Source organism: Neobacillus mesonae, assembly GCF_001636315.1.
In the GTDB taxonomy this organism is placed as follows: domain Bacteria; phylum Bacillota; class Bacilli; order Bacillales; family Cytobacillaceae; genus Neobacillus; species Neobacillus mesonae.
This window is the reverse complement of sequence record NZ_KV440949.1, coordinates 5640647-5663066: the sequence shown is the minus strand read 5'-3', so window position 1 is coordinate 5663066 and position 22420 is coordinate 5640647. Positions and strand designations below refer to the sequence as shown.

General features: G+C 34.6%; 28 protein-coding genes and 2 pseudogenes. 23 read left to right on the top strand and 7 right to left on the bottom strand.

Annotated elements, in window-relative coordinates; all coding sequences use genetic code 11:
- The 3 genes from A6749_RS26740 (at position 1) to A6749_RS26730 (ending at position 1740) form a co-directional block, all read left to right on the top strand.
- Positions 1 to 180, top strand: coding sequence for a hypothetical protein (locus tag A6749_RS26740; RefSeq protein ID WP_066400142.1), 180 nt, complete (start codon positions 1 to 3; stop codon positions 178 to 180).
- 490 nt (positions 181 to 670) lie between these two features.
- Complete coding sequence (locus A6749_RS26735) at positions 671 to 1129, top strand: DUF4362 domain-containing protein (protein ID WP_161487175.1); 459 nt, start codon at positions 671 to 673, stop codon at positions 1127 to 1129.
- A gap of 239 nt (positions 1130 to 1368) precedes the next feature.
- Positions 1369 to 1740, top strand: coding sequence for a VOC family protein (locus tag A6749_RS26730; protein ID WP_066400136.1), 372 nt, complete (start codon positions 1369 to 1371; stop codon positions 1738 to 1740).
- 195 nt (positions 1741 to 1935) lie between these two features.
- Here the strand turns inward: A6749_RS26730 and A6749_RS26725 are convergent, their stop codons facing one another.
- Complete coding sequence (locus A6749_RS26725; RefSeq protein WP_236719744.1) at positions 1936 to 2184, bottom strand: YusG family protein; 249 nt, start codon at positions 2182 to 2184, stop codon at positions 1936 to 1938.
- 268 nt (positions 2185 to 2452) lie between these two features.
- Here A6749_RS26725 and A6749_RS26720 point away from each other — a divergent pair, with 268 nt between their 5' ends.
- Positions 2453 to 3223: a cyclase family protein gene (locus A6749_RS26720; RefSeq protein WP_066400126.1), complete on the top strand. Its 771-nt coding sequence runs from the start codon at positions 2453 to 2455 to the stop codon at positions 3221 to 3223.
- 267 nt (positions 3224 to 3490) lie between these two features.
- On the opposite strand, the gene A6749_RS26715 is transcribed toward A6749_RS26720, so the two are convergent.
- On the bottom strand, positions 3491 to 3910 hold the full coding sequence (locus A6749_RS26715) for an SRPBCC family protein (RefSeq protein ID WP_236719743.1): 420 nt from the start codon (positions 3908 to 3910) through the stop codon (positions 3491 to 3493).
- A gap of 475 nt (positions 3911 to 4385) precedes the next feature.
- Between A6749_RS26715 and A6749_RS26710 the strand changes: the two genes are divergently transcribed.
- The 4 genes from A6749_RS26710 to A6749_RS28520 all read left to right on the top strand — a co-directional run bounded on the left by A6749_RS26710 (position 4386) and on the right by A6749_RS28520 (position 6180).
- The gene (locus tag A6749_RS26710) at positions 4386 to 4739 is read left to right on the top strand and encodes an acylphosphatase (RefSeq protein ID WP_084798008.1); all 354 of its coding nucleotides are present in this window, start codon (positions 4386 to 4388) and stop codon (positions 4737 to 4739) included.
- A gap of 911 nt (positions 4740 to 5650) precedes the next feature.
- Positions 5651 to 5755 carry a sporulation protein YjcZ gene (locus tag A6749_RS28230; protein ID WP_127487208.1) on the top strand — a complete coding sequence of 35 codons (105 nt, stop codon included), beginning with the start codon at positions 5651 to 5653 and terminating at the stop codon, positions 5753 to 5755.
- Positions 5756 to 5817: 62 nt separating this feature from the next.
- On the top strand, positions 5818 to 5916 hold the full coding sequence (locus A6749_RS27945; RefSeq protein WP_127487206.1) for a YjcZ family sporulation protein: 99 nt from the start codon (positions 5818 to 5820) through the stop codon (positions 5914 to 5916).
- A 102-nt stretch (positions 5917 to 6018) separates the two neighbouring features.
- Positions 6019 to 6180 (top strand): hypothetical protein, encoded by a 162-nt coding sequence (locus tag A6749_RS28520; RefSeq protein WP_161487174.1) that lies wholly within the window; start codon positions 6019 to 6021, stop codon positions 6178 to 6180.
- A gap of 872 nt (positions 6181 to 7052) precedes the next feature.
- Here A6749_RS28520 and A6749_RS27940 read toward each other — a convergent pair.
- Positions 7053 to 7154 carry a YjcZ family sporulation protein gene (locus tag A6749_RS27940; RefSeq protein WP_084798006.1) on the bottom strand — a complete coding sequence of 34 codons (102 nt, stop codon included), beginning with the start codon at positions 7152 to 7154 and terminating at the stop codon, positions 7053 to 7055.
- Between the two features lie 180 nt (positions 7155 to 7334).
- Between A6749_RS27940 and A6749_RS29445 the strand changes: the two genes are divergently transcribed.
- From A6749_RS29445 to A6749_RS26665, 9 genes are all read left to right on the top strand, one after another.
- Positions 7335 to 7532, top strand: coding sequence for a class I SAM-dependent methyltransferase (locus A6749_RS29445; protein ID WP_084798005.1), 198 nt, complete (start codon positions 7335 to 7337; stop codon positions 7530 to 7532).
- 597 nt (positions 7533 to 8129) lie between these two features.
- Positions 8130 to 9608 carry an FTR1 family iron permease gene (locus A6749_RS26705; protein WP_066400115.1) on the top strand — a complete coding sequence of 493 codons (1479 nt, stop codon included), beginning with the start codon at positions 8130 to 8132 and terminating at the stop codon, positions 9606 to 9608.
- A gap of 22 nt (positions 9609 to 9630) precedes the next feature.
- Positions 9631 to 10005 carry a hypothetical protein gene (locus A6749_RS26700; RefSeq protein ID WP_066400107.1) on the top strand — a complete coding sequence of 125 codons (375 nt, stop codon included), beginning with the start codon at positions 9631 to 9633 and terminating at the stop codon, positions 10003 to 10005.
- Positions 10006 to 10582: 577 nt separating this feature from the next.
- A complete protein-coding gene (locus tag A6749_RS26695; RefSeq protein ID WP_066400104.1) occupies positions 10583 to 11092 on the top strand; it encodes a DinB family protein in 510 nt (169 codons plus the stop codon).
- A 183-nt stretch (positions 11093 to 11275) separates the two neighbouring features.
- On the top strand, positions 11276 to 11608 hold the full coding sequence (locus A6749_RS29440; protein ID WP_084798004.1) for a TIGR04104 family putative zinc finger protein: 333 nt from the start codon (positions 11276 to 11278) through the stop codon (positions 11606 to 11608).
- Positions 11609 to 12991: 1383 nt separating this feature from the next.
- Positions 12992 to 13327 carry a hypothetical protein gene (locus tag A6749_RS26680; protein ID WP_066400088.1) on the top strand — a complete coding sequence of 112 codons (336 nt, stop codon included), beginning with the start codon at positions 12992 to 12994 and terminating at the stop codon, positions 13325 to 13327.
- 151 nt (positions 13328 to 13478) lie between these two features.
- A complete protein-coding gene (locus tag A6749_RS26675) occupies positions 13479 to 13853 on the top strand; it encodes a YciI family protein (protein ID WP_066400086.1) in 375 nt (124 codons plus the stop codon).
- 517 nt (positions 13854 to 14370) lie between these two features.
- Positions 14371 to 14751 carry a hypothetical protein gene (locus tag A6749_RS26670; RefSeq protein ID WP_066400083.1) on the top strand — a complete coding sequence of 127 codons (381 nt, stop codon included), beginning with the start codon at positions 14371 to 14373 and terminating at the stop codon, positions 14749 to 14751.
- 327 nt (positions 14752 to 15078) lie between these two features.
- Positions 15079 to 15462, top strand: a complete 384-nt coding sequence (locus tag A6749_RS26665) for a hypothetical protein (protein WP_066400071.1) — start codon at positions 15079 to 15081, stop codon at positions 15460 to 15462.
- Positions 15463 to 15981: 519 nt separating this feature from the next.
- Here A6749_RS26665 and A6749_RS26660 read toward each other — a convergent pair.
- Entirely contained in the window at positions 15982 to 16287 is a 306-nt protein-coding gene (locus A6749_RS26660) for a DUF4870 domain-containing protein (RefSeq protein ID WP_066400069.1), read from the bottom strand.
- A gap of 659 nt (positions 16288 to 16946) precedes the next feature.
- Complete coding sequence (locus A6749_RS26650) at positions 16947 to 17279, bottom strand: cupin domain-containing protein (RefSeq protein WP_066400059.1); 333 nt, start codon at positions 17277 to 17279, stop codon at positions 16947 to 16949.
- An 886-nt stretch (positions 17280 to 18165) separates the two neighbouring features.
- On the opposite strand from A6749_RS26650, the gene A6749_RS26640 reads away from it, so the two are divergent.
- Together A6749_RS26640 and A6749_RS27930 are read left to right on the top strand one after the other, a co-directional pair.
- A complete protein-coding gene (locus A6749_RS26640; RefSeq protein ID WP_201787881.1) occupies positions 18166 to 18555 on the top strand; it encodes a hypothetical protein in 390 nt (129 codons plus the stop codon).
- A 293-nt stretch (positions 18556 to 18848) separates the two neighbouring features.
- Positions 18849 to 19270 (top strand): annotated as a pseudogene (locus tag A6749_RS27930) (VOC family protein).
- A 215-nt stretch (positions 19271 to 19485) separates the two neighbouring features.
- Here the strand turns inward: A6749_RS27930 and A6749_RS29075 are convergent.
- Positions 19486 to 19687: pseudogene (locus A6749_RS29075) on the bottom strand (HU family DNA-binding protein); the annotation flags it as partial.
- Between the two features lie 72 nt (positions 19688 to 19759).
- Positions 19760 to 20149 (bottom strand): nuclear transport factor 2 family protein, encoded by a 390-nt coding sequence (locus A6749_RS26630; RefSeq protein ID WP_066400053.1) that lies wholly within the window; start codon positions 20147 to 20149, stop codon positions 19760 to 19762.
- Positions 20150 to 20314: 165 nt separating this feature from the next.
- Between A6749_RS26630 and A6749_RS26625 the strand changes: the two genes are divergently transcribed.
- The 4 genes from A6749_RS26625 (at position 20315) to A6749_RS26615 (ending at position 22359) form a co-directional block, all read left to right on the top strand.
- Positions 20315 to 21175, top strand: a complete 861-nt coding sequence (locus A6749_RS26625) for a LysR family transcriptional regulator (protein ID WP_066400050.1) — start codon at positions 20315 to 20317, stop codon at positions 21173 to 21175.
- A 215-nt stretch (positions 21176 to 21390) separates the two neighbouring features.
- Positions 21391 to 21723 carry a DUF664 domain-containing protein gene (locus A6749_RS29070; RefSeq protein ID WP_236719742.1) on the top strand — a complete coding sequence of 111 codons (333 nt, stop codon included), beginning with the start codon at positions 21391 to 21393 and terminating at the stop codon, positions 21721 to 21723.
- A 38-nt stretch (positions 21724 to 21761) separates the two neighbouring features.
- Positions 21762 to 21908 (top strand): hypothetical protein, encoded by a 147-nt coding sequence (locus A6749_RS29435; protein ID WP_407937521.1) that lies wholly within the window; start codon positions 21762 to 21764, stop codon positions 21906 to 21908.
- A 214-nt stretch (positions 21909 to 22122) separates the two neighbouring features.
- Complete coding sequence (locus tag A6749_RS26615) at positions 22123 to 22359, top strand: hypothetical protein (protein ID WP_066400047.1); 237 nt, start codon at positions 22123 to 22125, stop codon at positions 22357 to 22359.
- Positions 22360 to 22420 lie beyond the last annotated feature (61 nt).

Here is a 22420-nt window from a genome sequence, read left to right as displayed (position 1 = left end):
ATGTTAAAAAAAAGCATCAGATTTCCCCTGATATATTTTGTAGCATTAACTGTTTGGCAGTTAATTTTTAAAAAAGATATTGAATGGATAAAAAATATAGGTGTCTGTTTTATAATGCTTTTGTTTATTTCCCTCTATAATTGGGCGCAAAAACCATATGAATGGAAGAAGGAAAAATAATAATTATCTTTAGCTAAATGATGGGGACGATTGGTCAATGAAGGCAGTCGCTTATTGTGCTAACTGGCGGTTAGTTTAATTTAATAAGATTTTGTATCTTAATCGCAATATATAGGGGGATTTAAATTGGACTGGTTATGGGGTTTGATAGCTCTTGGATTGGCTGCTGGAGCGTTTTATGAGTCAACTAAACTAAAAAAAGATAATAAAAATGCTAAGGGATAGAATCGAAAAACTGGAAAAGTGGTATATAAATAATTCAATATTCTTGTTATAAAGAGTGCGTTGATCCAGGAAGGATTAGGCACCTTCTTTGTTGAATTCCTTATTGAACAAACGGGGCAGATTAGTGGAAGAAGGAGGGGTATTTTTCCACCTTGTTTGAATTTATACTAACAAAGGGGGAAAAGAATTTGAGAGATTTATTAGGGTATTTTCTTATATTAGAGGCAATTATACAATAACGTCTTATTTTATGGAGTTGGAAAGTATGAAATATAAATTTATTTTTGTTTTTTCTACGATATTTTTATCAATGATTTTACTTGGTTGTCAACAGAACAGTACAGACAATCCGAAAAAACCATACAATTCAGAGGAGGCAATAAAGAACGGAGATATCGTGGATGTTCACGGAAAAATAAGTAATTTGGATAAGTTTAAACAATTTATTAAGAACGTTAATGATGGTGTCAAAGACAAAGTTCGTATTACACTTTACACCAAAGAAGGAGATCCAATTTTCTATAATTTAGATTATAATGGTAAGAAAATTAAATACACATTCGACGATTCACAAGATAGTTATGGAGGGGCTGGAATGGCTGGAATAGAAAATGCTACTTGCACTAATATTGAAAGTACAAATAGTGAAAATGGAGTGGAGTACCATTTAAGGAAATGTTCCCCGGATGTCGTCAATACCTTTATTTTGCGAGTTCCTGAGTAATTCATCTAATAATAACACTCAGTAAATATATTTTTTACGATTGCCAATTTTTTTGATTAATAAGCAGTTTGTGTATCATTGTACTTAAAGTAACGGGTGCTTATGTAAAAGTCGGGATGCTGCGGCGATCCCGTTTTCTTATTGTGCTAACGGGGCAGGTTAACTCAATAATCGGAGGGAAAAAGGTATATAGAAAGGGAACTATTTGATATACCAGATTAAAAAAAGGAGAGAAGGCTATGAGTAAATCATTTATTGAACAAGTACATTATATTAGAATTCCTGTAAAAGATTTAGAATTGTCTGCACAATGGTATAGAGATGTATTAGGGCTCCAGTTATTAAACATTACTAAGGAACTTGCGATTTTAAAAGTAAATGAAGGACCTTTCTTACTTATCTTAGTTCCTACCGAAGATGAAACATTTGCACATTTTACAATTGATAATGAACAAGAATTTAGCATTGGCTTTACAAGTCCAGAATTATCTAAATTTCATCAACACTTAATTGATAATCAAGTTAAGGTCGAGGATATAAAAGAAGATAATGGTCATGCCTTTTTCCACTTTTATGATCCAAATGGTAATAAACTTCAAGTACACTGGTAAGATTATAATAAATAAATTACCTTATTTCATTAACAGGTGCTTTAACGGAATAAGAACGGGAACGTCCAAATCAAACGTTCCCATATTTTTTTTTATTAACTGGATGTTCAACTGATTTAGCAAAAGTAATTGCAAGTGAAAAGAAAGTGCCTTCTGATATTATCAAAAAAACAGCAGGAAGGTCCCGCTGTTCTCTTAACACCAACCGCCTTCATCACAGTCGGTGTATTTAGCTTGTGGATGTTGGGTCGTTGTCACATTCTGATATATTTTTTGTTGGTCCGCTTCGAAATGATGGTCCACTTGGATTAAATAACCATTAGGCAATTGAATGTTTCCGATTTTCTCATTTTCTAAGTAAAGTTCAATCTCACCATTTTTTAATTTTCCTACTATACGGTCAGTAACGTCTATTTTCTGTTGTTTTAAAACCACATGATTCATCCTTTCAGTGAGTCTCTGGAGATAGTGTTCCCGGATTAGCCAGATTATTATTAGGGCTTTTAAAAAAAGAAAAGGAAGTCTTCACATCGCGTATGGATCTGGTACTAGGACAGCGGAAAATTATCAAGTTTATGAATGAGTTAAATAATCACCTTTAAACAGCAGTATCTTTTATGAATGTAAAAAGAGGCAAAATACGCAAGAAGTGCTAACATTTTTTTCAACGCCCCTTAATAAATATGAATCGATAACGAAAGGGGTAAGTGAAATGAATCGGTCTAATTTACGTATAATTGATCTTAGTGTACCGTTGGATAACGCGGCAAAAGAGCCTTTTCCTCCCAGGATTGAATATGAAACTCATGAACAAGGGGCCTTACAGGCATCGAAAATATTAGGCTTAAAACCTAGTGATTTTCGTGATAGCGCAGCATGGGCCGTTGAAACGGTCACGTTAACAACACATACGGGTACTCATATTGATGCACCTTGGCATTATGCCAAAACCACGGCAGGCAAACCATCAAGAACAATTGATGCCCTGCCGCTTGAATGGTTTTACGGGAATGGAGTTCTCTTCGACTTCAGTAATCAACCTTCAGGCTACGAAATTCAGGTGGAGGACTTTGAAAAACAGTTGAAAGAGATGGACTATGAGCTTCAGCCTTATGATATTGTCATGGTCCGGACAGATGCCGACAAAAAATATTATCAAGAAAATTATGCTGCTATTCATGCCGGTGTTTCAGCGGAGGCAACAAGATGGTTAATCCAAAAAGGGATTAAGGTCATGGGGACAGATGGATGGGGCTGGGACATACCGTTGTATAACCAGGCCGAAGACTATAAGAAAAATCCACGCGATGGCGTCCTGTGGGCGGCCCATTATGTAGGAAAAGAAGCAGAGTATTGCCAGATAGAAAAACTGGCAAACCTTGACCTGCTGCCAAAAAAATTTGGTTTTAAAGTCGCCGTATTTCCGATCAAAATTAAAGGTGCAAGTGCCGGCTGGGCGAGACCAGTCGCTATTTTTGATTAAAAATTTAGAATAGGGATTAGGCAGAGGGGGTGATTCTGTAATCTATGGTAAACCACGAGAGAGTATGTCCCAATCCTTGATATAACTCGATTTTTCGATGTTAAAGAGTCTGTGCACCAACTCTTTACACAGCCTATTTTCACACATGAACATCAAAAAGGACCATTTTTTATGGTCCCTTTTTTAACTAACGCCACCCTTAATCAATAAGCCAATCAATTATTGTGATGACCTATATTAATGATTAATTGGAGGAATTTTTTAATTTTATGTTTGCTCTACGTATTTTTTAAAATTATTTAAAATTGCCTGCCATCCTTGTTGTTGTAACTCAATTGAATTCGTAGTCTCGGCATCAAAAGTTTCAATAACTTCGGTTTCGTTTCCTCGATCGTTAAAATTGATTTTCACTTTTCTCCCATCCGCCATTGAATAAGCAATTAACTTATGTAGTTTTATTTCATCATAAACTCCTTCAAAATCGAAACCAAAACTACCATCTTTGGCTTCCATTCTTGAAATGAATTTCCCGCCCTCTCTTAAATCATTTTCAGCAAAAGGGGAGTGCCATTCCTCTGAAGCAAAGTTCCATTTTGTTATATGAGTTGGTTCTGTCCAATATTCCCATACCTTTTCAACTGGTGCTTTAACAGTTGTTTCTACTGTAATTTCCTTAAATATTTCCACTTTTTCTGCCTCCTTTAAAATAAATATTTTAAGCATATGTTTCCAAACATTACCTTTCTGTATTATAAGTTATTTTAAAAAGAAAGTCTATTCTGACAATTAATTTTTCAATGGATATGTGAATGAATGTACTTAAGTTAACGGGGCCACACTCGCACCAGCTCCTCACATCCTGAAAGCTATGATTAGATTAGGTTTTTGATCTGAAGAAGTATTAAATGGTGGACCCGATAATCGAAAAGTTGATGCTTGGGGGACTGTACTTAAAGGAACAGGATTAACACCAATTGATGTCCATATTCCGTTATGGAAATGGTCTTGTTTTGGATTTCCTTTAAAGAAACATGAAAGTCTACTTGAACGGGTGCGATAGTCCAAGAAGGAATTCCGATTATATTTATTGAAGTTATTAACAAAGAAGGTTAGTTGAAGAAATGAAATTCATCATAACATTATAATAAAGGGGATAAAAAGAATGAATGCATTTAAAAGATTAAGAGATGCTTACGTTATTTGGCATGCCAATAGTATTCATTTCCCAGAATTTGATTCAAGTATTATAGTAAGAAAAAAAGTTACCTTTTCTGGGAGAGTTCAAAAAGTAGGATTTCGTTTGGAATTATTCACCATAGCACAAAGATTGAAATTAACGGGATGGGTTAAAAATTTAGAAGATGGAAGTGTAGAAGCAGAACTGCAGGGGGAAGAATCGAAAGTAAATTTTCTATTAAAATCCATGAAGTCTTTGAAACGCGCATCTGTAAAGAAATGTGATGTCATAAACATCCCTACTAGTAACAATGGGGAGGATTTAACAATAGTAAGATAAATAAGTAAGTTTATGTAAAAGATCTTCTTGGGCTCTGTCCTGATTAAACTACTACAGAAAACAAGAACATCCACGAGGATAAGCGCTTCATTTCCTTTTAAGGGCTATATTGTAGAAGAACGAAGTGTCATTTCAAACCAGTATAACATTGAAACAATTTTACAAATTATTTAGAAAGTTAAAAATACAATTGCAACGATAAGTTAATCATGATAATGTGTCTATGGGTTAGATTCCTGTTAATTTGGTGTGGAAACGGAAGTCATATCCTTACAGCGTGAGAACGGAAATCTAGCTACCATTTTGGTGGCTTTTTTGTTTTTGCACTAAAGGTACATTTTCCTTCGTAACATTATCTAGCTAACGGCGTTCGTTCGTTAATAAAGTAACATTAACTTTTTCTTCTTCAAACTAACGGGGAGTATAGTGGAATAAGGGAGGCTTAGTTTTGGATAAGGACCTTCAAAGGAAATCGAAATCTTATGGTTCGAATCCAAGGTAATTAAAGGTACATTATTTATTCTTGAATAGATTAAAACACAATTAATATGTTTTTTTAAAATAATTTTTTCTTAAATCAACGCTTGTCCAATCTTCTGTATTCTTTTTGCATATTTTATATTACGAGAGACAGGAATCTCTCGCGCCGTATCCTCCATCAGATAGTACACCTCTGAAGAAGCGTATCGTTCGTTTGATACGCTTCTTTTCATTTCATCAGACCCTTTGGTAAGGGGCAGGGAGCATTGATATGAACCTATTAAATTTCCATATTAGATGGGTATTTAGTTATAGAGAAATTGCGGATTTCTGTAATAATTATGAACTTGTCCAATCATTTTTATAACAAAAAAATATCTTAATAGTGGGATATATTATTTTCCTGAGAAAATAACAGGTGGTGATATTTAATGTATGGATACTCAAGCGGATACGGTTCAGCTTTTAACTTCACATTAATCGTAGTATTGTTCGTTTTATTAATTATCGTACTAACATCTGTTACAACTTATTAAAAGTTTAAAAATATGCTTCTGAGCCCTTAATGGCAAAATTTACTATAAGCGAGGTGAATTACATGTCGGGTGGACTTGGACACATGTTTGCATTAATCGTTGTGCTATTTGTATTGCTGATCATTGTAGGAACAAGTTTTTCAACAGGTTACGGTTACTAAGTCGTAGGAGGGATATGTTACTGATTTTCAATAGAACGCCAGATAAGTTCTGCGAATCTGTCCTTTTTCAATAAACTTCTGAAATGGAAGGAGGTTGTAAGTATGTTTTTCTTTCCAAGAAGACCCTTCGAAATTGAAATTGAAATCGAAATTGAAAGAAGAAGACGAATTGAAATTGAAATCGAAATTGAAAGAAGAAGACGAATTGAAATTGAAAGAAGAAGACGCTTTGAAATTGAAAGAAGAAGACGTGGATTTTATTGAAATATTTAACGATGTCTACTCAATTTAATTCAGAGTGCATATGTTATAACACCGAAGCTACCCCATCAAACATTTATATTACTCTCAGAGGAACGTTTGCATATATTGCATACGTTTCTTTAAGTTTTTAGGGTAATCATTGATTTTTTAACAGCATGAAATATCTTCCAAATAACATTTATATGAGAAGAATATAACTATACAGAAATATTTAAAAAATTTGGTGTAGTATTGTTCATTCTTCTAAGGCATTTTTATCTAACTAACGGAATTCGTTAGTTAATAAAGAAACATTAACTTTTTCTTCTTCAACTACCATGAAAGTACAAAACAGTAAAAATAAAAAAAGACAATGCTAAAATAGACTCAGTAATTATAATTTTTAAAAAAGCTGAGCCTAAATTTAAACCTCCTGTCGCAATATCAATATGACCAACAAAAGCCCTACTTTCATTCTCTGTGGTGAAGCGCGATGATTTTCGATTCGTGTGTGGCTAACGGGCAGGTTAGCTTAAATAAATTACCTATCCGCATAGGTATCTGATTAAAGAAAATGATAATATAGGGAACGCACTTATACTTTTTGGTTTTATATTAATGAATGGATATATCAATCACTTAGAAAAAAGAGCAGGAATAAGTAAAAAATTGACTTGGATTAGTTTTATTGTATTTATAATTTTGTTTATTTCTTTTTCATATTTCTTATATTTCTAGTTATTTCTTATTCAAGTAACGGGGCAGGTTATTGGAAAAAGGAGTAGTTTATTAACTTCGCAATTGACCTAAATTGCGACGCAACAGAAGAAAGATAGAAGCGTCTATTGACACTTCTATCTAGCTGGATTGGTGTTTGTTTTTAATGTGTGATACTAGTATGCTCCCGTTGCAAAGCTTGTACCAACAATAATTAAAAGGACGAATAGTACCACGATTAAAACGAAACTCATACCACCGCCGTGACCATATGACATAATTTATCACCACCTTTTTTAAGAGGTAGTACATCATACGTATTTGTAGTTATTTTTGACATGGACAAGCATGGAATTATATTGAAAAAATATTTTTTATTGAAATTCATGGAAAATACAAAAACCCCGAATGGGGGCTTTGTGCAGTTAATACCCGAATGATTCTGATGGACAACGAGGATTTACTGGTGCTCAGCCGATTTACCCTTCTTCTTAAATAGAGGATACGAAATTACAGCTGTTGATTATTCTACTGAAATGTTGAATACGGCAAAAGAAAAGTATTCAGATTCATCCGTCACTTTCTATAAAATGGATGCACAGAATATGGAGTTCCATGATTATTCTTTTGATTTTATCGTAGCTAGTTTATTCTAAGTGTGTTCCCGATCCTGAAAAAAATATGTCCGAGATAGTAAGAGTTTTAAAGAAAAGCGGTCAATTCCTAAAATCAATTAATTGGTACATTATCGGTGCCATTAGAAAATGGCTAAAAGAAGCATTTGATATATTTATTGGAGCGAAAATATTAAATGATTATAAATCAATCATTTCCAACTAACCCGAAGTGAAAAGAATTAACAAGATAAGAGTAAGGGAACACGGGCATTATGTCTTGGGAGATTTAAGAATATATGTTGATTAAGGAAAATCAATAAAGGCAGGACATGATCTTTCTAGGAAAATAAAGCAAGAATTAATGTCAAAACTTGATAATATTGAGGAAGTTCTAAATCACTTGAATCCTTACTATCTCAATGAGTATTAAGTTGTAGAAAGTAATTAGACCATATCAGATAAATAAAGCAGTTTTCTTATGTAATATATCATTAAATTTGAATTATGACATAAAAAGTAAACTTTATACTAAAATTTCTAATTGACAATGATTATCAATGAAAATACAATAAGAATTGTATAAATGATATTGAAATTCGTTATTAATTTTGAGAGAGTTTTCCAAGGGGGATTATCATGGGGCAAAATTTACTACTTAAATTATCTATCCTTCTTTTAATACTGGGATTTGGAATACATACCCCTGCTATGGCAGCGGGGAATTCCAGTGAAGATATATTGAAGGCTGATGAATCGGTCGATCGAGCCATTGATTTAGCTTCACAAGGGAATCTTGCTGAAGCTGAAAAGACATATGATCAATTTAATAAAACTTGGCGGAAAATTGAAGAAGGGGTTAAAGCCGATTCCGCAATTGCTTACCGAGATATTGAATCTAATATGGGAAAAGTGGTTTATGCCTTTACCCTAAAAAAGCAAGATCAAGTATTGCAGGCTTTACAGGAATTAAAGGCTGTAAATGGAAAATTTGCATCTGGTGGTTATCCAAAAGAGGCTGGATTGAAAAAGGATAATCTTTCATTAGATGATTTTATTCTTATCCTCCAAAAGACTAAAAAAGAAATTGAGGAAAAAAATCAATCGGCTGCACTTGAAGGTATTAAGAACGCCAGTGATAGTTGGTTAAGTGTTGAAGGAGTTGTGGTGGCACAATCTGCTTCAGTATATAGTGATTCAGAAAGAGACTTGGTTGTTATTCAAGCCATGCTTACAGCAAACCCACCAAATTTTGCTAAGGCGAATAAAACAATTGATAACATGATCACATATTTAACCCCCTTAGCAAGTAAAAACCAATATACTTATTGGGATGCAGCCATGATCCTAATTCGTGAAGGCTTGGAAGCCTTACTTGTTGTAATCGCACTCATGTCGTTTGTTAAGAAGTCAGCAGATTCAAAAGGAAAAGGCTGGATTTGGACAGGTGTTCTATCAGGTCTCGGCGTAAGTATTATCCTTGCTTTAATAGTTAAGTTTGTCATTTCCTCTGGTGCCTTTGGAAACAATAATGCCCTTATTGGTGGATGGACAGGTGTATTTGCTGCAGTCATGTTACTCTACATGAGCTATTGGTTGCATAGTCAATCTAATATTGCTGATTGGAATCGCTATATACGTGAGAAAAGTCAAACTGCATTAACAACTGGTAAGCTTGTTTCGTTAGGAGTTCTTGCATTTCTTGCAGTGTTCCGTGAGGGAACTGAGACGGTGTTGTTTTATATAGGAATGGCAAGCCAGATTAAACTCCAATCTTTATTAGTAGGTTTTCTAATTGGGGCTGCAATCCTTGGAATATTGGCATATTTAATGGTCTTTGTCGGTTTAAAGCTACCTCTTCGTCCATTTTTTATGGTATCAAGCATTATTGTATTTTATCTTTGTATTAAATTCACAGGGATGGGGATTCACAGCTTGCAATTAGCGGGTTTGGTTCCTACAACTAATGCTCCAGGAATCCCTAACATAGAATTTTTCGCTCTTTACTCTTCATGGGAAAGCGCAATACCACAGATTGTCCTGGTGTTTGCTGCAATATTAATTATTTTAATAAAAAACTTAAAAAGCAAAAAATTTATCACAGCAAATAATAACTAACAATGAAAGTAGGAATTGATTAATGAAAAAGTTAACATCCATGGTTTTAGCAATTGGTCTTGGAGGTTCCTTACTTTTAGCAGGATGTAGTTCTACTGACAGCAAGGTTTCTGATGGAATAAATCAAATGTTGGACACGACTGAACAGTTATCCAAGGCAATTGAAAGTGGTGACCAAGCAAAAGCAAAAGAAGTAGGACCGAAATTAGAAGATCAATGGTCATCTTTTGAAGATGATGTTAAAAAGGATAACCAAGACCTTTACGAAAAAATTGAAAAATATCTTGACCCAACGATTGCTGGTTCAGAAGCAGATACTCTTGATAAAAAGGCATTGAGCACTTTAAACAACCAGTTAACTGATGCTTTAAAAGAACTAAAAGATAAAACCAAATAATTAATTTTTAAAACCACCAACTTTATCTAAAAAGTTGGTGGTTTTATTTTGAATTTTTGAGGACTTATCACAAATTATATCGATGAAGAGTTTACTGTATCTAACACAATATGTGTTGTTATTTCTATTTATTTTCTAGTAAATTTACGATTTACTAATGTAAAAAAAGACCTAAAATATACTTCTACTGACCATTGAAAGTTCCGTTTCAATAATTATAAATAAAACTTAATTTACCTTTGAATAATTTACTTTTTCATTGTCCGAACTTGAGCGATGAAGGAGTAATGATTTTTCAAAAAAAATACACTAATATAAATAGCGGGCTGCTAATAAAAAAGCAGCCTTTTTCTTACTCCACTAACGGGGGCAGGCTAGTGGAATAAAAAGTTAATTAGTCCATTATTATGTGTATTATGTTAACTGCATAAATAAGTTGTCCAGAGATAATAAAGTTGTTTAATTTGCAATTATTTTGCGGTAATGAAATTAAATATCAAAAATAAAGGAAAAATCTTCTTGACAGTCGAATATTAGTCTAGAACCATAATTAACTATTCCGATGAGGAGGATTCTTGTGCGTCCACGACCATTATCTATTGAAAATCCAGAGCATGCCAGGTATGTTAGTCTTGTGCCAGATGGAGATATTGAAGAAATACTTAGTAAGCAACGAACTAAGACCATTACCCTCTTGAGCAGCATATCAGAGGAGTCAGCAAGGAAGGCGTACGCACCAGGGAAATGGACTTTAAAAGAAGTGATTGGGCATATGACCGACTCGGAACGTGTGATGTCGTATCGAATGCTTGCCATTGCACGAAATGAAAGTGCACCACTCCCAGCAATGGATCAGGATCAATACGTTTCTGCGGCAAACTTCAACAAATTATCCTGGGAGCAGTTACTAGCTGGTTTAGACACGGTACGCTCCAACACGTTAAGCCTTATTTCAACCATTGATGATGCAGCGTGGGTTCGTAATGGAACTGTAATGAACAGCCCAGTTTCGGTAGGTACCATTGCATATGGCATTGTCGGGCACGAGTTACACCATATGAAAGTGATTAGTGATAAATACTTATAAGTCTTTTTCTATTAATGAAAAAACCTAATTTCACATTTATTGCTGAAAAATTAGGTTTTTTTATATTGAAACTTCCTTAACGTTGTAAATCTGCATTTTCCTGACGCTACTGTACAGAGATAATAAAGTTGTTTAATTTACAATAAAGTCATTAAAAAATAATAATGTTGTTTAAAAATCCTTATGTCACTAAAAGGGCAGGTTAATAAAAAAGAAGGTGGTTTTATTTTGCAAAAGTGTAAGAACTGTAATGAACAATTTAGTTGGAATAAAATTTATAAATCGTTATGGTTAAATTATATGCCTATTAAATGTAGTGAATGTAAAACTACTCAAAAGATAACGATTCTTGGTAGGTTCACATTTGTCTCTTTAACCATCTTGCCAATGTTGATATTTGGTTATTTTCTCCCGCCTTTTGGCAATATTTTAGCGACTCTTGGAATAGGAATTTCTATTTTGATTTTGGGTTCATTGTTAGCACCTTTTTTTATTACCTATAAAGCATCTTTGTGAATGACTACACTTAAACTAACGGGTGAAGAGTTGTAGATCAAGCTGTTATATTGGCAGTTTTTTCTTATTGCACTAACGTGGCAGGTTAGTTTTAATGGGGAGGTATAAAATTGAAAAATAAAAAGGTCTTAATCGGGGGAGAAATATGGGGTTAGTTCTTACTTTCTTAAGTATTTGGATATGTAGTTTCTTGATTGCGAGGGCTTTAAGTTCTTTTTCAAAAGCACACTGGAAAAATGATTTATTAATTACGTCGGCACAATCATTTTTTAATGACTATTCGACTAACGGGCAGGATAGTTGAACAATCGTCATTAGCATTTATTCAACAATTGGGTCATATTGTTGAACAATATCTAGATAACTAGGTTAAAGTAATGTGTAATATATTTATGTCTTACAAATATCTTGTGTTGAATATACTTATTAATAAATTCATTCGAGGTGATTTGTTATGGAGCTGAAGCCAGATAGGCTATTACATTTAATACTAATATATGTGATGCTGAGTGGGTTTACATACTGGTTGCCTACAATAAGAGGCTTATTCGATGGACCATCTTATTCGTGGTCAAGTTGGATGGGGATAGTCGGAACAGGAATTGGTGGGCAGTATTGGCTTTTATTAATATTTACTGCCCTAATGACCACGGTTGTTATTTTGGGATGGAGAAACACTCACAAGCCATTTCGTTGGTTATTATTAACATGGTTTATGCTTTTAGTCATTGAATCAGGATCATGGTTCTTCTCTTCAGAAACTGTCTATTTAAAAGGAGATACTTTAGGGCTAGATTTGTCCTTAGGAAAAGTAATTTTTCCTTTCGATATCCTTTTTTTGTCTCTATCTTGCGTATGGATTATTCGTGATTTGAAATCGAAGCATTCCCCTCATCGTCCTTCATGGAAAAGGTTAAATCGCAATCTATTAATTCTCTCTTCCAGCCTTTTGCCTCTACAATTCATTTTTCTAAGATTTTTTGATAATTACAAAATACTTGATCAGATAGGGGTATTCCTTACTATATTCCAATGGATTTTGCTAAACCTATCGTTCTATCCATGGAAAACTCGATCACCAATAAGTTGACACTTTCATACGTAAAAATATTAAACACCATTTTGATCTTCTAGAACAGGGCGCTTTTCTTTAGTAAGAAGGCGTCTTTTTGATATGCCCCTACACATTAAGGGATTTGATTTTGTTAAGGTAAAAAAAGATTGTGAATAAAGCACTTAAACTAAAGGGTGCGTTAGTTAAAGATGGAGCTTCGGCAGGCCGCTCCCGGTTCTAATTGAACTATTGTGGCAGGATAGTTCAATAAAACAGGAATTTTGGAGGGGGAGTCGAATTACATTTGTATACGATATTGGATAGGGTGATTGTTAAAGGCAACAAACTTGAAGAAAGCTGTTTTCAAAATTTTAGTTTTTCTTATCATTTGTTTTGCATATGTATACCAAAAGCCAATATTGACAACTGGGGAAGCTACAGATTATGCAGTTTTGTGTTTGAACGTTCCACCAAAAGAATTGGGAATAAAAGCCGTTGATATTAATTTTGCTGACATAACACTGGAGAAATTGTCTATTGATACAAAGAGTGGCTTTTTTAATCAATTCACTAATCAACGCGAGTTGAGTGTAACACTGAAAACTAAAAATGGAATAGAACCAACCATTAGGATGGACGCGTATAATGGAAAGAAAATGCCTTGAAGTGACTAGTCCATTAAATTATTAGATTGTCCAGCTGCTTCTTGAACTAACTGGCAGGTTAGTTCAAGAAGGAATTATTTAAAACTCGTAGAAATTCTTAGTGTACAAGAATTATTGATAAGCTAAAAATCCAATTAAAAGGAGATTAAAGATGAAATTCTTGTGTTTTGGTTACTTTAGTTCAGAGAAAATGAATGTTCTCCCGAAAGGTGAAATCGAAGCTATTATGAGTGAATGTAGCCCTCACCTTCAGAAATTTTATATGAGCGGTCAAGTGATGATGGATGTTGGCGTGGAAACGGAAGTCAAATCCTTACGGCGTGAGAACGGGAATATCAAGGTAACGGACAACGCTTTAGTCCAGTTCGAGGAGAGAATAGGTAGTGTGTTCCTAATAGAGGCAAATGATATGGAAGAAGCAATACGTATCGCTTCTTTACATCCGACCACACAATTGGATGCTGGAGAGGAATTAGGCTGGAAAATAGAAATAAGGCCAGTACACTATTTCGAAAAGAGTGAATAAAAGAATGTAACCTTGCATTCCTTTAACGAGGAATGCTTTTTTCTTATTGAACAAACGGGGCAGGTTAGTTGAATAAGAAAAAACGTATTATATATACATTTGAGTGAAGTTGCCAAACAAAAAGTCGGGATTTCTCCCGACGATGAGGTACAGTATACTGGTTGAAGGTCAGTATTTGAATTTATTATATGTGATGGACGTTTATTATTCTTGGTTATCCGTCTATATTTTGATTGTTTGGGCAAGGCATTGTGGAGGGAAATTCTAAGGGGTTTCAGTTTACCTTGCCCTTTGATTTCGTAATATCCCCAATAATCAATTACATTATTTATCAATTAACAATACGAACCTATTGTTTAGTAAAGAGTGCTTACTTGTTCCACTAACGGAGCAGGTTAGCTTAAATAAATTACCTATCCGCATTTGTCATAAAATATTTTAAGAATAAGGACGAATACCCAGGAATTTATCCTCGAAATGCATATGCTCTAATGTAAATTAAATGAGGAGGATGAACGTGATTCTTAATTATAATGCTTATAGTCCAACATATGAGAGGATTGGTCCAGGTCATGGTCCAGGTCATGGTCATGGTCCAGGGCATGGTTTTGGAGGTCCTGGTATTGGTGCCCCTGGTTCTGGCGTTGGTTTTGCTCCGGGACTTGGTTTTGGCGGACCAGGCTCTGGTGCTGGTTTTGGTCCAGGTCTTGGTTTTGGGGGACCAGGTATAGGTGCCCCTGGCTCTGGGGTTGGTTTTGCTCCAGGTCTTGGTTTAGGTGGACCAGGCTCTGGACTTGGTTATTATCCAGGTCTCGGTTTAGGTGGACCAGGCATTGGCGGCTACCCATACCCATACCCATACCCTTATCAATACCCCTACACTTATCCATCGTACTAGTACCATTAATAAAAAATTAGAGCTTTTCCTAGTTGCGTTTCTACAATGAGTAGAAGCGCTTGTTACTTTTTCATGACTCCTTTTAAACTACCTGTTACATTTCAACTTTGTGAAGGATTACACTTAAAGTAATGGGTGCGATTGCGAAATAAGCAGTCGCTTTTTTACTAACGAAGCAGAATAGGAAGGGATATTTCCAAATTTGATACGTCAAAGATATGTATTTATTTTGGGGAAATGTACTTATCCCCTCTATCAAATAACCATTCAAAAAAATGAGTTAAGAATATATTAATAATATCTTATTGGGAATGGAGGTTAGCATATATGGGTATAAGACCTTGTACAGCAACAACTACAACGCCACTTGGTACAGTAGTTACGACGTCGTTTTCTCCGGTTACAAATGTTTTTTCCATCACTATTACACCGATTTTTAACTTAGACGTATTCTGTGTGAATGTGCCTTGCGCTGTCACTACTTTTACTAGTTGTACTGGAAATGCTTGTAGCTTATGTCGTGCGGGACAAGCAGTTGGAGTTGGAGCGGCTCCCCTTTTTCAACCAGCAGGTCAAACACAAACGTACACTTTTACCTTTAGCAGTGCCGCAACATTCACAGCTGGAACTGCTGTTACGGATTTCACATATAACAATGGTCAATTTGAACCAGGCGTAGAAATACCATGTGCTCCTGTTTGTGTAATGTAATAAGCTAATAGGAAAATGAGAAATGTGGGTTGCCAGCGGCAGCCCTTTTTTATTACTCGCTAACGGGGCAGGGAATATGAAATAATGTACTTAAACTATCGGGTGCGTTGATCCAAGAAGGATTACGCACCTTTTTTGTTGAATTCCTTATTAAACAAACGAAGCAGTTTAGTTGAACAAGAATACCCGAATTTAATGAAATTGTTTGGTTAATAATTGGTGTCACTTTAGGAGGTAATTTGCACTTATTTTAAGTGCTATTTTGCACTATAAATAAATACAAAAAGCCCAAATTCTCAACATTAAAATTGAGAATTTGGACTTTTATCATTACTACGGAATAGCACCCGTTTATGGAAGATCGTTATTGAAGCAATGCACCCTCATATCTATTCTTTTCAAGTATCCGTGCAGAGCTAACATTCGCATGAATTACCGTGGCATGGAGTTTATGAAGATTAAGTGATTTAAATACCACTATTCATCATCATTAAAACGATTAGATTCGTTTAAATTTAATCAAAACCATGATCCAATAATAGGATATCGAAAAGGACGCTCATTAATTGCCTTAACAATTCCAACAATCGGAGCTATTATAGCAATGAGTCCAAAAATAATGAGGAATGGAATCCCGATTAATATCCAAGAAAAAAAAGCAGACACTGAGATTAGAATACCAATCACAATATGAAATACCAAAGCCTGTAAGGATAAGCTTTTAATTTCACGGTCTGAAATAATAAAATATGTGATAATGGGAACTAGTATAGGTGCAAACCAAGTACTAGCATGAATCAATATTTTGAAACCCTTATTTTCCATTTAAAATTTACTCCCCTTTGTATCGTAATATTTAACAAACCTTTATTCATTAATCATTATAAAGTTTTGGTTAGAATATTACATCAGGCTACGAACTAAATCGTTATACGACTTTGGTCGTAGTCCAAATCAAAATTCCAGTATGCGAACTATTATTTTACATTTTCCAGCTACTGAGATTACTCCACTATATCGCCCGATTGCTGAACAAAGTTTAAAATGTACACATTTATTATTTGTTACAAAACTCGTGGTTAAAAGAACAACCCCAGAGGTGAATTAAAATTGAAATTTCAAAAACATAGAAATATGTGTAAAAAAGCAAAAAAAGCGCCATAAATGACGCTTTAATATTTGGTCCAAGCTTGAAATGGATAGACGTGGAATATTTGACCCAAAATATGAAATTAAGCAAAAAGAGCGCCAATAATGAACATTTTCTTTTTCAAAAATCGATTTGGGTCAATAATTCAAACAAATCTATATTCATAATAGGTCCTTTCTCCTGGTAATATGTCGAAAAACTCAGACGGAAATTATTATATGGGAATTTCGTATTACGAAAAATAGATTCGACAAAAGTTGTTAAAAAAGACAAATAGTGATACTGCGCAGAACGACTTAAAAAGCGCATCAAAAAAGCACCAAGATATTGGTACTTATGAAATTCCATTTATATCGTTATCCTTTTTCTCAAAACAGAGATTTACAGTTCTACCATTAGATCGTGTTCTATGTTGGGTGTGTGCTGGTACATTAAAAATTTCACCAGGCAGTAATTTAAATGATTTATCATTTTCAAGGTCAATTATGAGTTCTCCCTCAAGAACCATAAATAATTCGTCTGTATCATGTTCATGCCAATGAAATTCTCCATCAATCACAGCTATTCTTAAAACATGATCATTGACTTCAGACACAACAAAATTCTTATATTCAGTTATGTCAGTCACTAAGTCTAATAAATTTATTTTTTGGAATAAACTTTCCAAGGTGGATTTTCTCCTTTCAAAAAAAGTATCGTCACAGGTAAATTCTATCATTTACCAATAGAAATACACAAAAATTAACTTTAACAAGAGACAGTACGAAGATAATACGCAATAAAAGAGGTACTTGTTCCACTAACGGGTACGATTCTTCAATAACGAAGGATCGCCTTTTTCCTTATTGAAGTAACGGGTTTAACAGCGATATTTAGATTTGGTGTAGAATTATTACACTAAGGTAGGGTGAAGATAAAATGCGTTTATCACTTTTAGGTATTTCAGTATCACTTTTTGGTATAGCACTTATACTAACATCCAGTGGTTCGGCAACTACATTTGGCTTATGTGTTTCATTTTTAGGTTTAGTGATATCTCTATTTTCTTATTTTTTGAAAGACAGTAAGTGAAAATACTTACTCAACTAACGGGTGCTAGAGTTCAACAACAAAGGTAGTGTGATTTATTTGGTGGCGTTAAGGATTTTAATTTATTCATTAGTTTTTGCAGTAGTGCTTTATGCGACTACCATTTTCTTACCTGCTACATTGCACTTTAGTGTAATTGTATCAAAGTGGTTGTTTTTTACAATTGTGGCTGGGATCTTAATATTTTCTAAAGAAAAATGGTGGAGTAAGCTTATTTCTTTAATTCTTGCCGTGGTAATTGCTATTTTATTTATTATTTTATTTAATCCATAATAAAGCTTGTTTTCGCCATTTTCTTATTCAACTATCGGGGAGCTTTCGTTAAAGTGCAAGATTGTTGCAGCAGTAATTTTTTCTTATGAAGCAAATGTCCCAGGTTATAAAAGTTAATTAGACATAGTAGACTCTAATAACCGACTATGTTAAAAATTAATGAAATAAAAACGAGCAAAGGGTGTTCAGATTTGGCAAAATTTAAAGAGCAGTCTATGCTTCTAAGAATCAGCTGGATGTTCCTTCTATTTAACGGAATTGGGATCTTGATCTTTGGAATATTAGTTGTCACGTATCCAAGGATTGCAGGTACTGATTTAGGATTGCTTCGAGCGTTAGGTGTTGCAACGACAGGAATGGGAGTTTTCGGTACAGTGATAACTCTTATGTCGTACAGAAGAAAAGAAAGATGGGCGTGGCTTACACTCTGGTATTATCCCGTCTTCTGGACTTTGCATTTGGTGGGCGGACTGCCGCCAGGGAACGATCATATCCATCAAGTTGTTTTCATTGTTATATCTCTCCTGGGATTGATGCTTCCTTTTAGGCATTTCTTCCCGCGAAAAACCGTCAAACCTTAATGGAAATGTTAATTTACATGATTTCAACACCTTAAAGTGGTGTAGAAAAAGGGATTGCTGAGGCAATCCCTTTTTCTTATTGTACTAACGGGTGCTCGAGCGAAACAAGGAGTTGTAGTTGTGGCTTCTTTTTCTTGTTCGATTAACGGGCAGTTTAGTGAAATAATAAAATTCAATAAATGAATAGTTTAGCCTTAATGGTATAATTTATCTAAAAAACTCTGTAAAGATAAACATTATATTAAATTGTGACGTAAGGCTTTATGTTTTACCAAGAAAGAAGGGTTAATAAGATGATACAATCTATTGTACATATTGCTTTGGTTGTTCAAGATTATGATGAAGCTATTGAGTTTTACACAAAAAACTTCATTTTACGTTAATTGAAGATACATATCAACCAGAGCAAGATAAACGCTGGGTAGTAGTATCCCCACCTGGCTCGTCTGGAGCTACAATATTACTTGCAAGGGCTTCAAAACCAGAACAAATATCTTTTATTGGAAATCAAGCAGGAGGAAGAGTTTTTCTATTCCTTGGGACAGATGACTTTTGGAGAGACTATAATGAAATGATAGCAAAAGGAATTGACTTCGTTAGAGAACCAAAAGAACAATCATATGGTATTGTTGCTGTATTCAAAGATTTATATGGAAACTTATGGGATTTAGTTCAATTTAAAGAAAGTCATCCTATGTTTCAACGAGTAAAATAGGTTAAATCTATAGAATACTTACTAAAGTACCCATATATTTTTTTAAAGTGTAGCAGAGATTGTGAAAGAATGTACTTAAACAAACGGGGGCTATAGTTGAAGAATTCAAATATATTTTTGGTCGAATTTAATGAGAGTTTTGCAAAGTTTTAGTAGACCCAAAAAAAGTGATGTATTAATATCATCACTTTTTTGTCATGGGTAGTAAAAGTAAGTTATTTAAAGCTACTGTCCTTAAATGCCGGTACTTTTCCGGATTGGATGTCGATTCTTCTCCAATTTATGGGGTACGTTCCTTACGAGCAGCACGTTACGAACCTCAAAGTTGTCGAATCCAATTAATTGAAATCTAACATCATTTTTTAATGCTTTCGAAATATAATTTAAAGCTGCATCAACAGAATTGCCGTCATCTTTCTATGTAAGTTCCGAAACTTAAGCCACTTGACTCAAAGATCTGTTTTATTTATTTGATAACACTTCAATATTCTATTTTGAAAAATATTGTTCCATACCAGCCACGTCAGAAAGGTAAGTATCTATTTTAGTAATAAGTTCTGATTCAATGGTTAGCACCGTCGCTAATTCTTCTTCTAGGACACGACCATCGTCTGAGACAGCTGAATTGTGTAGTGATAAGGTCAGCCCAAATTGACCCACAAGTATTCCATGAAGTTGTGTACACACTTTTCCATCTACAATTGACTTGACTCGATTGATAACAGCATCTATTCCTTCAGCCGTCCCCGAAATTTCTCCGTTGCCTGGTAGGGTCCATTTAACAGATGGATGTAATAACTTTCGAATTCCTTCCCAATTGTGAGCATTGTACGCAGCCAGAAATTGTTCTCCAATTTCAATGTTTGAATGATTAAGCATATTTTACCTCCTAAAAAATTTCTTGATATCTTGATAGGGCAGATGAGCCAAAATGTTCCCTTTTGGTGTGCCTACGAAAATTGTACACTCCGACAATCATCATGTAAAATGAACATAAATGATATATAGATTCGTTTTTAATGATAATAATGTGAGGGGTCAGAAATGGATATCAATGAGTTACGAATTTTCCTGGCTGTTGCAAGTGAGGGTAGTATTACAAAAGCCGCTCAAATACTCGGCTATGTACAGTCAAACGTTACTGCAAGGGTGCAGCAATTAGAAGCGGAGTTGAATACACAACTTTTTTATCGCCAACGAGGGATGTTATTAACGCCTGCAGGTGAGAAGTTATTGAGTTATGCGGAGCAAATTATCCACTTACTTGAAGAGGCACATAAAGCTCTAAATGATTCAACAGAACCCATTGGTCGTCTCATGCTTGGAGCCACTCATACCGCCTCTGCAATGTATCTTCCTTCCATACTAGCTAATTACTTTAAACTTTATCCAAAAGTAGAGTTATCGTTAATGACCGATTATTCAGCTGAATTGGTGGAAAAGATTCGTCATTTTCAACTTCATGGTGCATTAGTAAAATCGGAACTGAATGATGAAAGCATCGTGCAGGAGCTTGTATTTGAAGAACAACTCGTATTAATCAGTGCTCCAGAGATGAAAAATATTGAAGAAGTATGTCATCAACCTTTTCTCATGAATACAAAAGGTTGTCCACATCGAGACCAACTTGAAACTTGGTTGAAAACAATAGGGATTGGTAAAATTCGATATTTAGAATTCAATCATCCCGATGCTATTATTCAAGGTGTGATTTCTGGACTTGGAGCCTCTTTAGTGCCAAAGTCTTCGATTCTATCACTTGAAATAAAAGGGTTAGTACGTTCTTTCGAAATTCCAGAACAATACAGCACCGCCAAAACCTTTTTCATTCGACACAAGGATAGTCTAATGACAAACGCGCTTTCAAAATTTATTGAGATGTTAAAACAAAGTTCTCAACATTAACGGCTCCTTATAAAGGGAGAATCCTTATTGAATTAACAGGTGCAAGAGTTTAAGTTTAGGATCGCTGTGGCGGTCTTTTTTCTTCTTCAACTAACGGGCAGGTTAGCTGAAGGGTAAAATAATACTATCCATTAAAAAGATGAATGGGAATTTTAAAAAAAGAGGAAGAGTTAACTTTTTGTAGAATGTTAGTACTTTAAAAGGAGGATGAATAATTGAATAAAAAATCGTTACTTGTATCTTCATTAACAGGATATGAAGCAGAAATTGGCCGGTGGTTATGGTGTTTAGAGGATGTTCGTCGTACTCTTATAACTGAATTAACAGGAATGAGCCAAAGCTTACTAGATAGAAAAATAGGTCAAAGACATTCAATTGGGACTCTTTTGTATCACATTGCATTAGTCGAGGCAGATTGGTTATATGTGGAAGTACTTGGAACCGATTGGGATCCTGAAATTAGCTCATTATTTCCGTTAGAATGTCGAACTGAGAGTAATTTATCTCACTTTGAGGGGGAAAGTTTAGAACAACATTTTTCCGCCTAAAAAAAGTTCGTGAAGTATTTCTTACCTACTTTCGTTCAATGGACTTAAACGATTGGCGAAAACCTCGGGTACTTGAACAATATGAAGTAACCCCTGAATGGGTTGTTTATCATTTGGTTGAGCACGAATCACATCATAGGGACAGATTTTCCAATTACTTAGGGAATTACGGGATAATTAAGTAATAGATGAAGAATTGACAAAAGACTATTAAATTAGGATTTTTAGGTAATCTCGACCAATTTAAATCCTACCTTTTCGAACTGTGGTGCTTAAATGATGTTATGGGAGCTGCCGTTGGCAGCTTTTTCTTATGTCACTAACGGGCAGTATAGTTGAAGAAGGACTTAATTGACCTATACTCGAATTGTTAGATAATTAATGGGGTGGGAGAAAACTATGGATTATTCTTATGAAGAATTAGTTAGAGATATTAAAATGGGGCATGAGATTGAATTTAGCTACAAAGGAAAAATATATGGAACATTGAACGTCAAGGAAGGTTTTGGTTTAGGCGAGAACAATAAGGAATTTGTATTTTATAAAAATCCTCAAGAACTTCTCGATAACGGGACAATCAATGGGAAAAAGCTGAAAGATATTTGGGATAAAGTCGAAATTATAACGATATTTTAGTACAATAGCTGCCAAAGGTGGCTTTTTGTTTCTTCAACTAACGGGGGCAGGTTAATTGAAT

Coding starts and splice junctions, on each gene's coding strand:
- A6749_RS26740 (WP_066400142.1), top strand. CDS start 1: ATGTTAAAAAAAAGCATCAGATTTCCCCTGATATATTTTGTAGCATTA.
- A6749_RS26735 (WP_161487175.1), top strand. CDS start 671: ATGAAATATAAATTTATTTTTGTTTTTTCTACGATATTTTTATCAATG.
- A6749_RS26730 (WP_066400136.1), top strand. CDS start 1,369: ATGAGTAAATCATTTATTGAACAAGTACATTATATTAGAATTCCTGTA.
- A6749_RS26725 (WP_236719744.1), bottom strand. CDS start 2,184: ATGAATCATGTGGTTTTAAAACAACAGAAAATAGACGTTACTGACCGT.
- A6749_RS26720 (WP_066400126.1), top strand. CDS start 2,453: ATGAATCGGTCTAATTTACGTATAATTGATCTTAGTGTACCGTTGGAT.
- A6749_RS26710 (WP_084798008.1), top strand. CDS start 4,386: ATGAATGCATTTAAAAGATTAAGAGATGCTTACGTTATTTGGCATGCC.
- A6749_RS28230 (WP_127487208.1), top strand. CDS start 5,651: ATGTATGGATACTCAAGCGGATACGGTTCAGCTTTTAACTTCACATTA.
- A6749_RS27945 (WP_127487206.1), top strand. CDS start 5,818: ATGTCGGGTGGACTTGGACACATGTTTGCATTAATCGTTGTGCTATTT.
- A6749_RS28520 (WP_161487174.1), top strand. CDS start 6,019: ATGTTTTTCTTTCCAAGAAGACCCTTCGAAATTGAAATTGAAATCGAA.
- A6749_RS27940 (WP_084798006.1), bottom strand. CDS start 7,154: ATGTCATATGGTCACGGCGGTGGTATGAGTTTCGTTTTAATCGTGGTA.
- A6749_RS26705 (WP_066400115.1), top strand. CDS start 8,130: ATGGGGCAAAATTTACTACTTAAATTATCTATCCTTCTTTTAATACTG.
- A6749_RS26700 (WP_066400107.1), top strand. CDS start 9,631: ATGAAAAAGTTAACATCCATGGTTTTAGCAATTGGTCTTGGAGGTTCC.
- A6749_RS29440 (WP_084798004.1), top strand. CDS start 11,276: ATGTCACTAAAAGGGCAGGTTAATAAAAAAGAAGGTGGTTTTATTTTG.
- A6749_RS26675 (WP_066400086.1), top strand. CDS start 13,479: ATGAAATTCTTGTGTTTTGGTTACTTTAGTTCAGAGAAAATGAATGTT.
- A6749_RS26665 (WP_066400071.1), top strand. CDS start 15,079: ATGGGTATAAGACCTTGTACAGCAACAACTACAACGCCACTTGGTACA.
- A6749_RS26660 (WP_066400069.1), bottom strand. CDS start 16,287: ATGGAAAATAAGGGTTTCAAAATATTGATTCATGCTAGTACTTGGTTT.
- A6749_RS26630 (WP_066400053.1), bottom strand. CDS start 20,149: ATGCTTAATCATTCAAACATTGAAATTGGAGAACAATTTCTGGCTGCG.
- A6749_RS26625 (WP_066400050.1), top strand. CDS start 20,315: ATGGATATCAATGAGTTACGAATTTTCCTGGCTGTTGCAAGTGAGGGT.
- A6749_RS29435 (WP_407937521.1), top strand. CDS start 21,762: ATGGACTTAAACGATTGGCGAAAACCTCGGGTACTTGAACAATATGAA.
- A6749_RS26615 (WP_066400047.1), top strand. CDS start 22,123: ATGGATTATTCTTATGAAGAATTAGTTAGAGATATTAAAATGGGGCAT.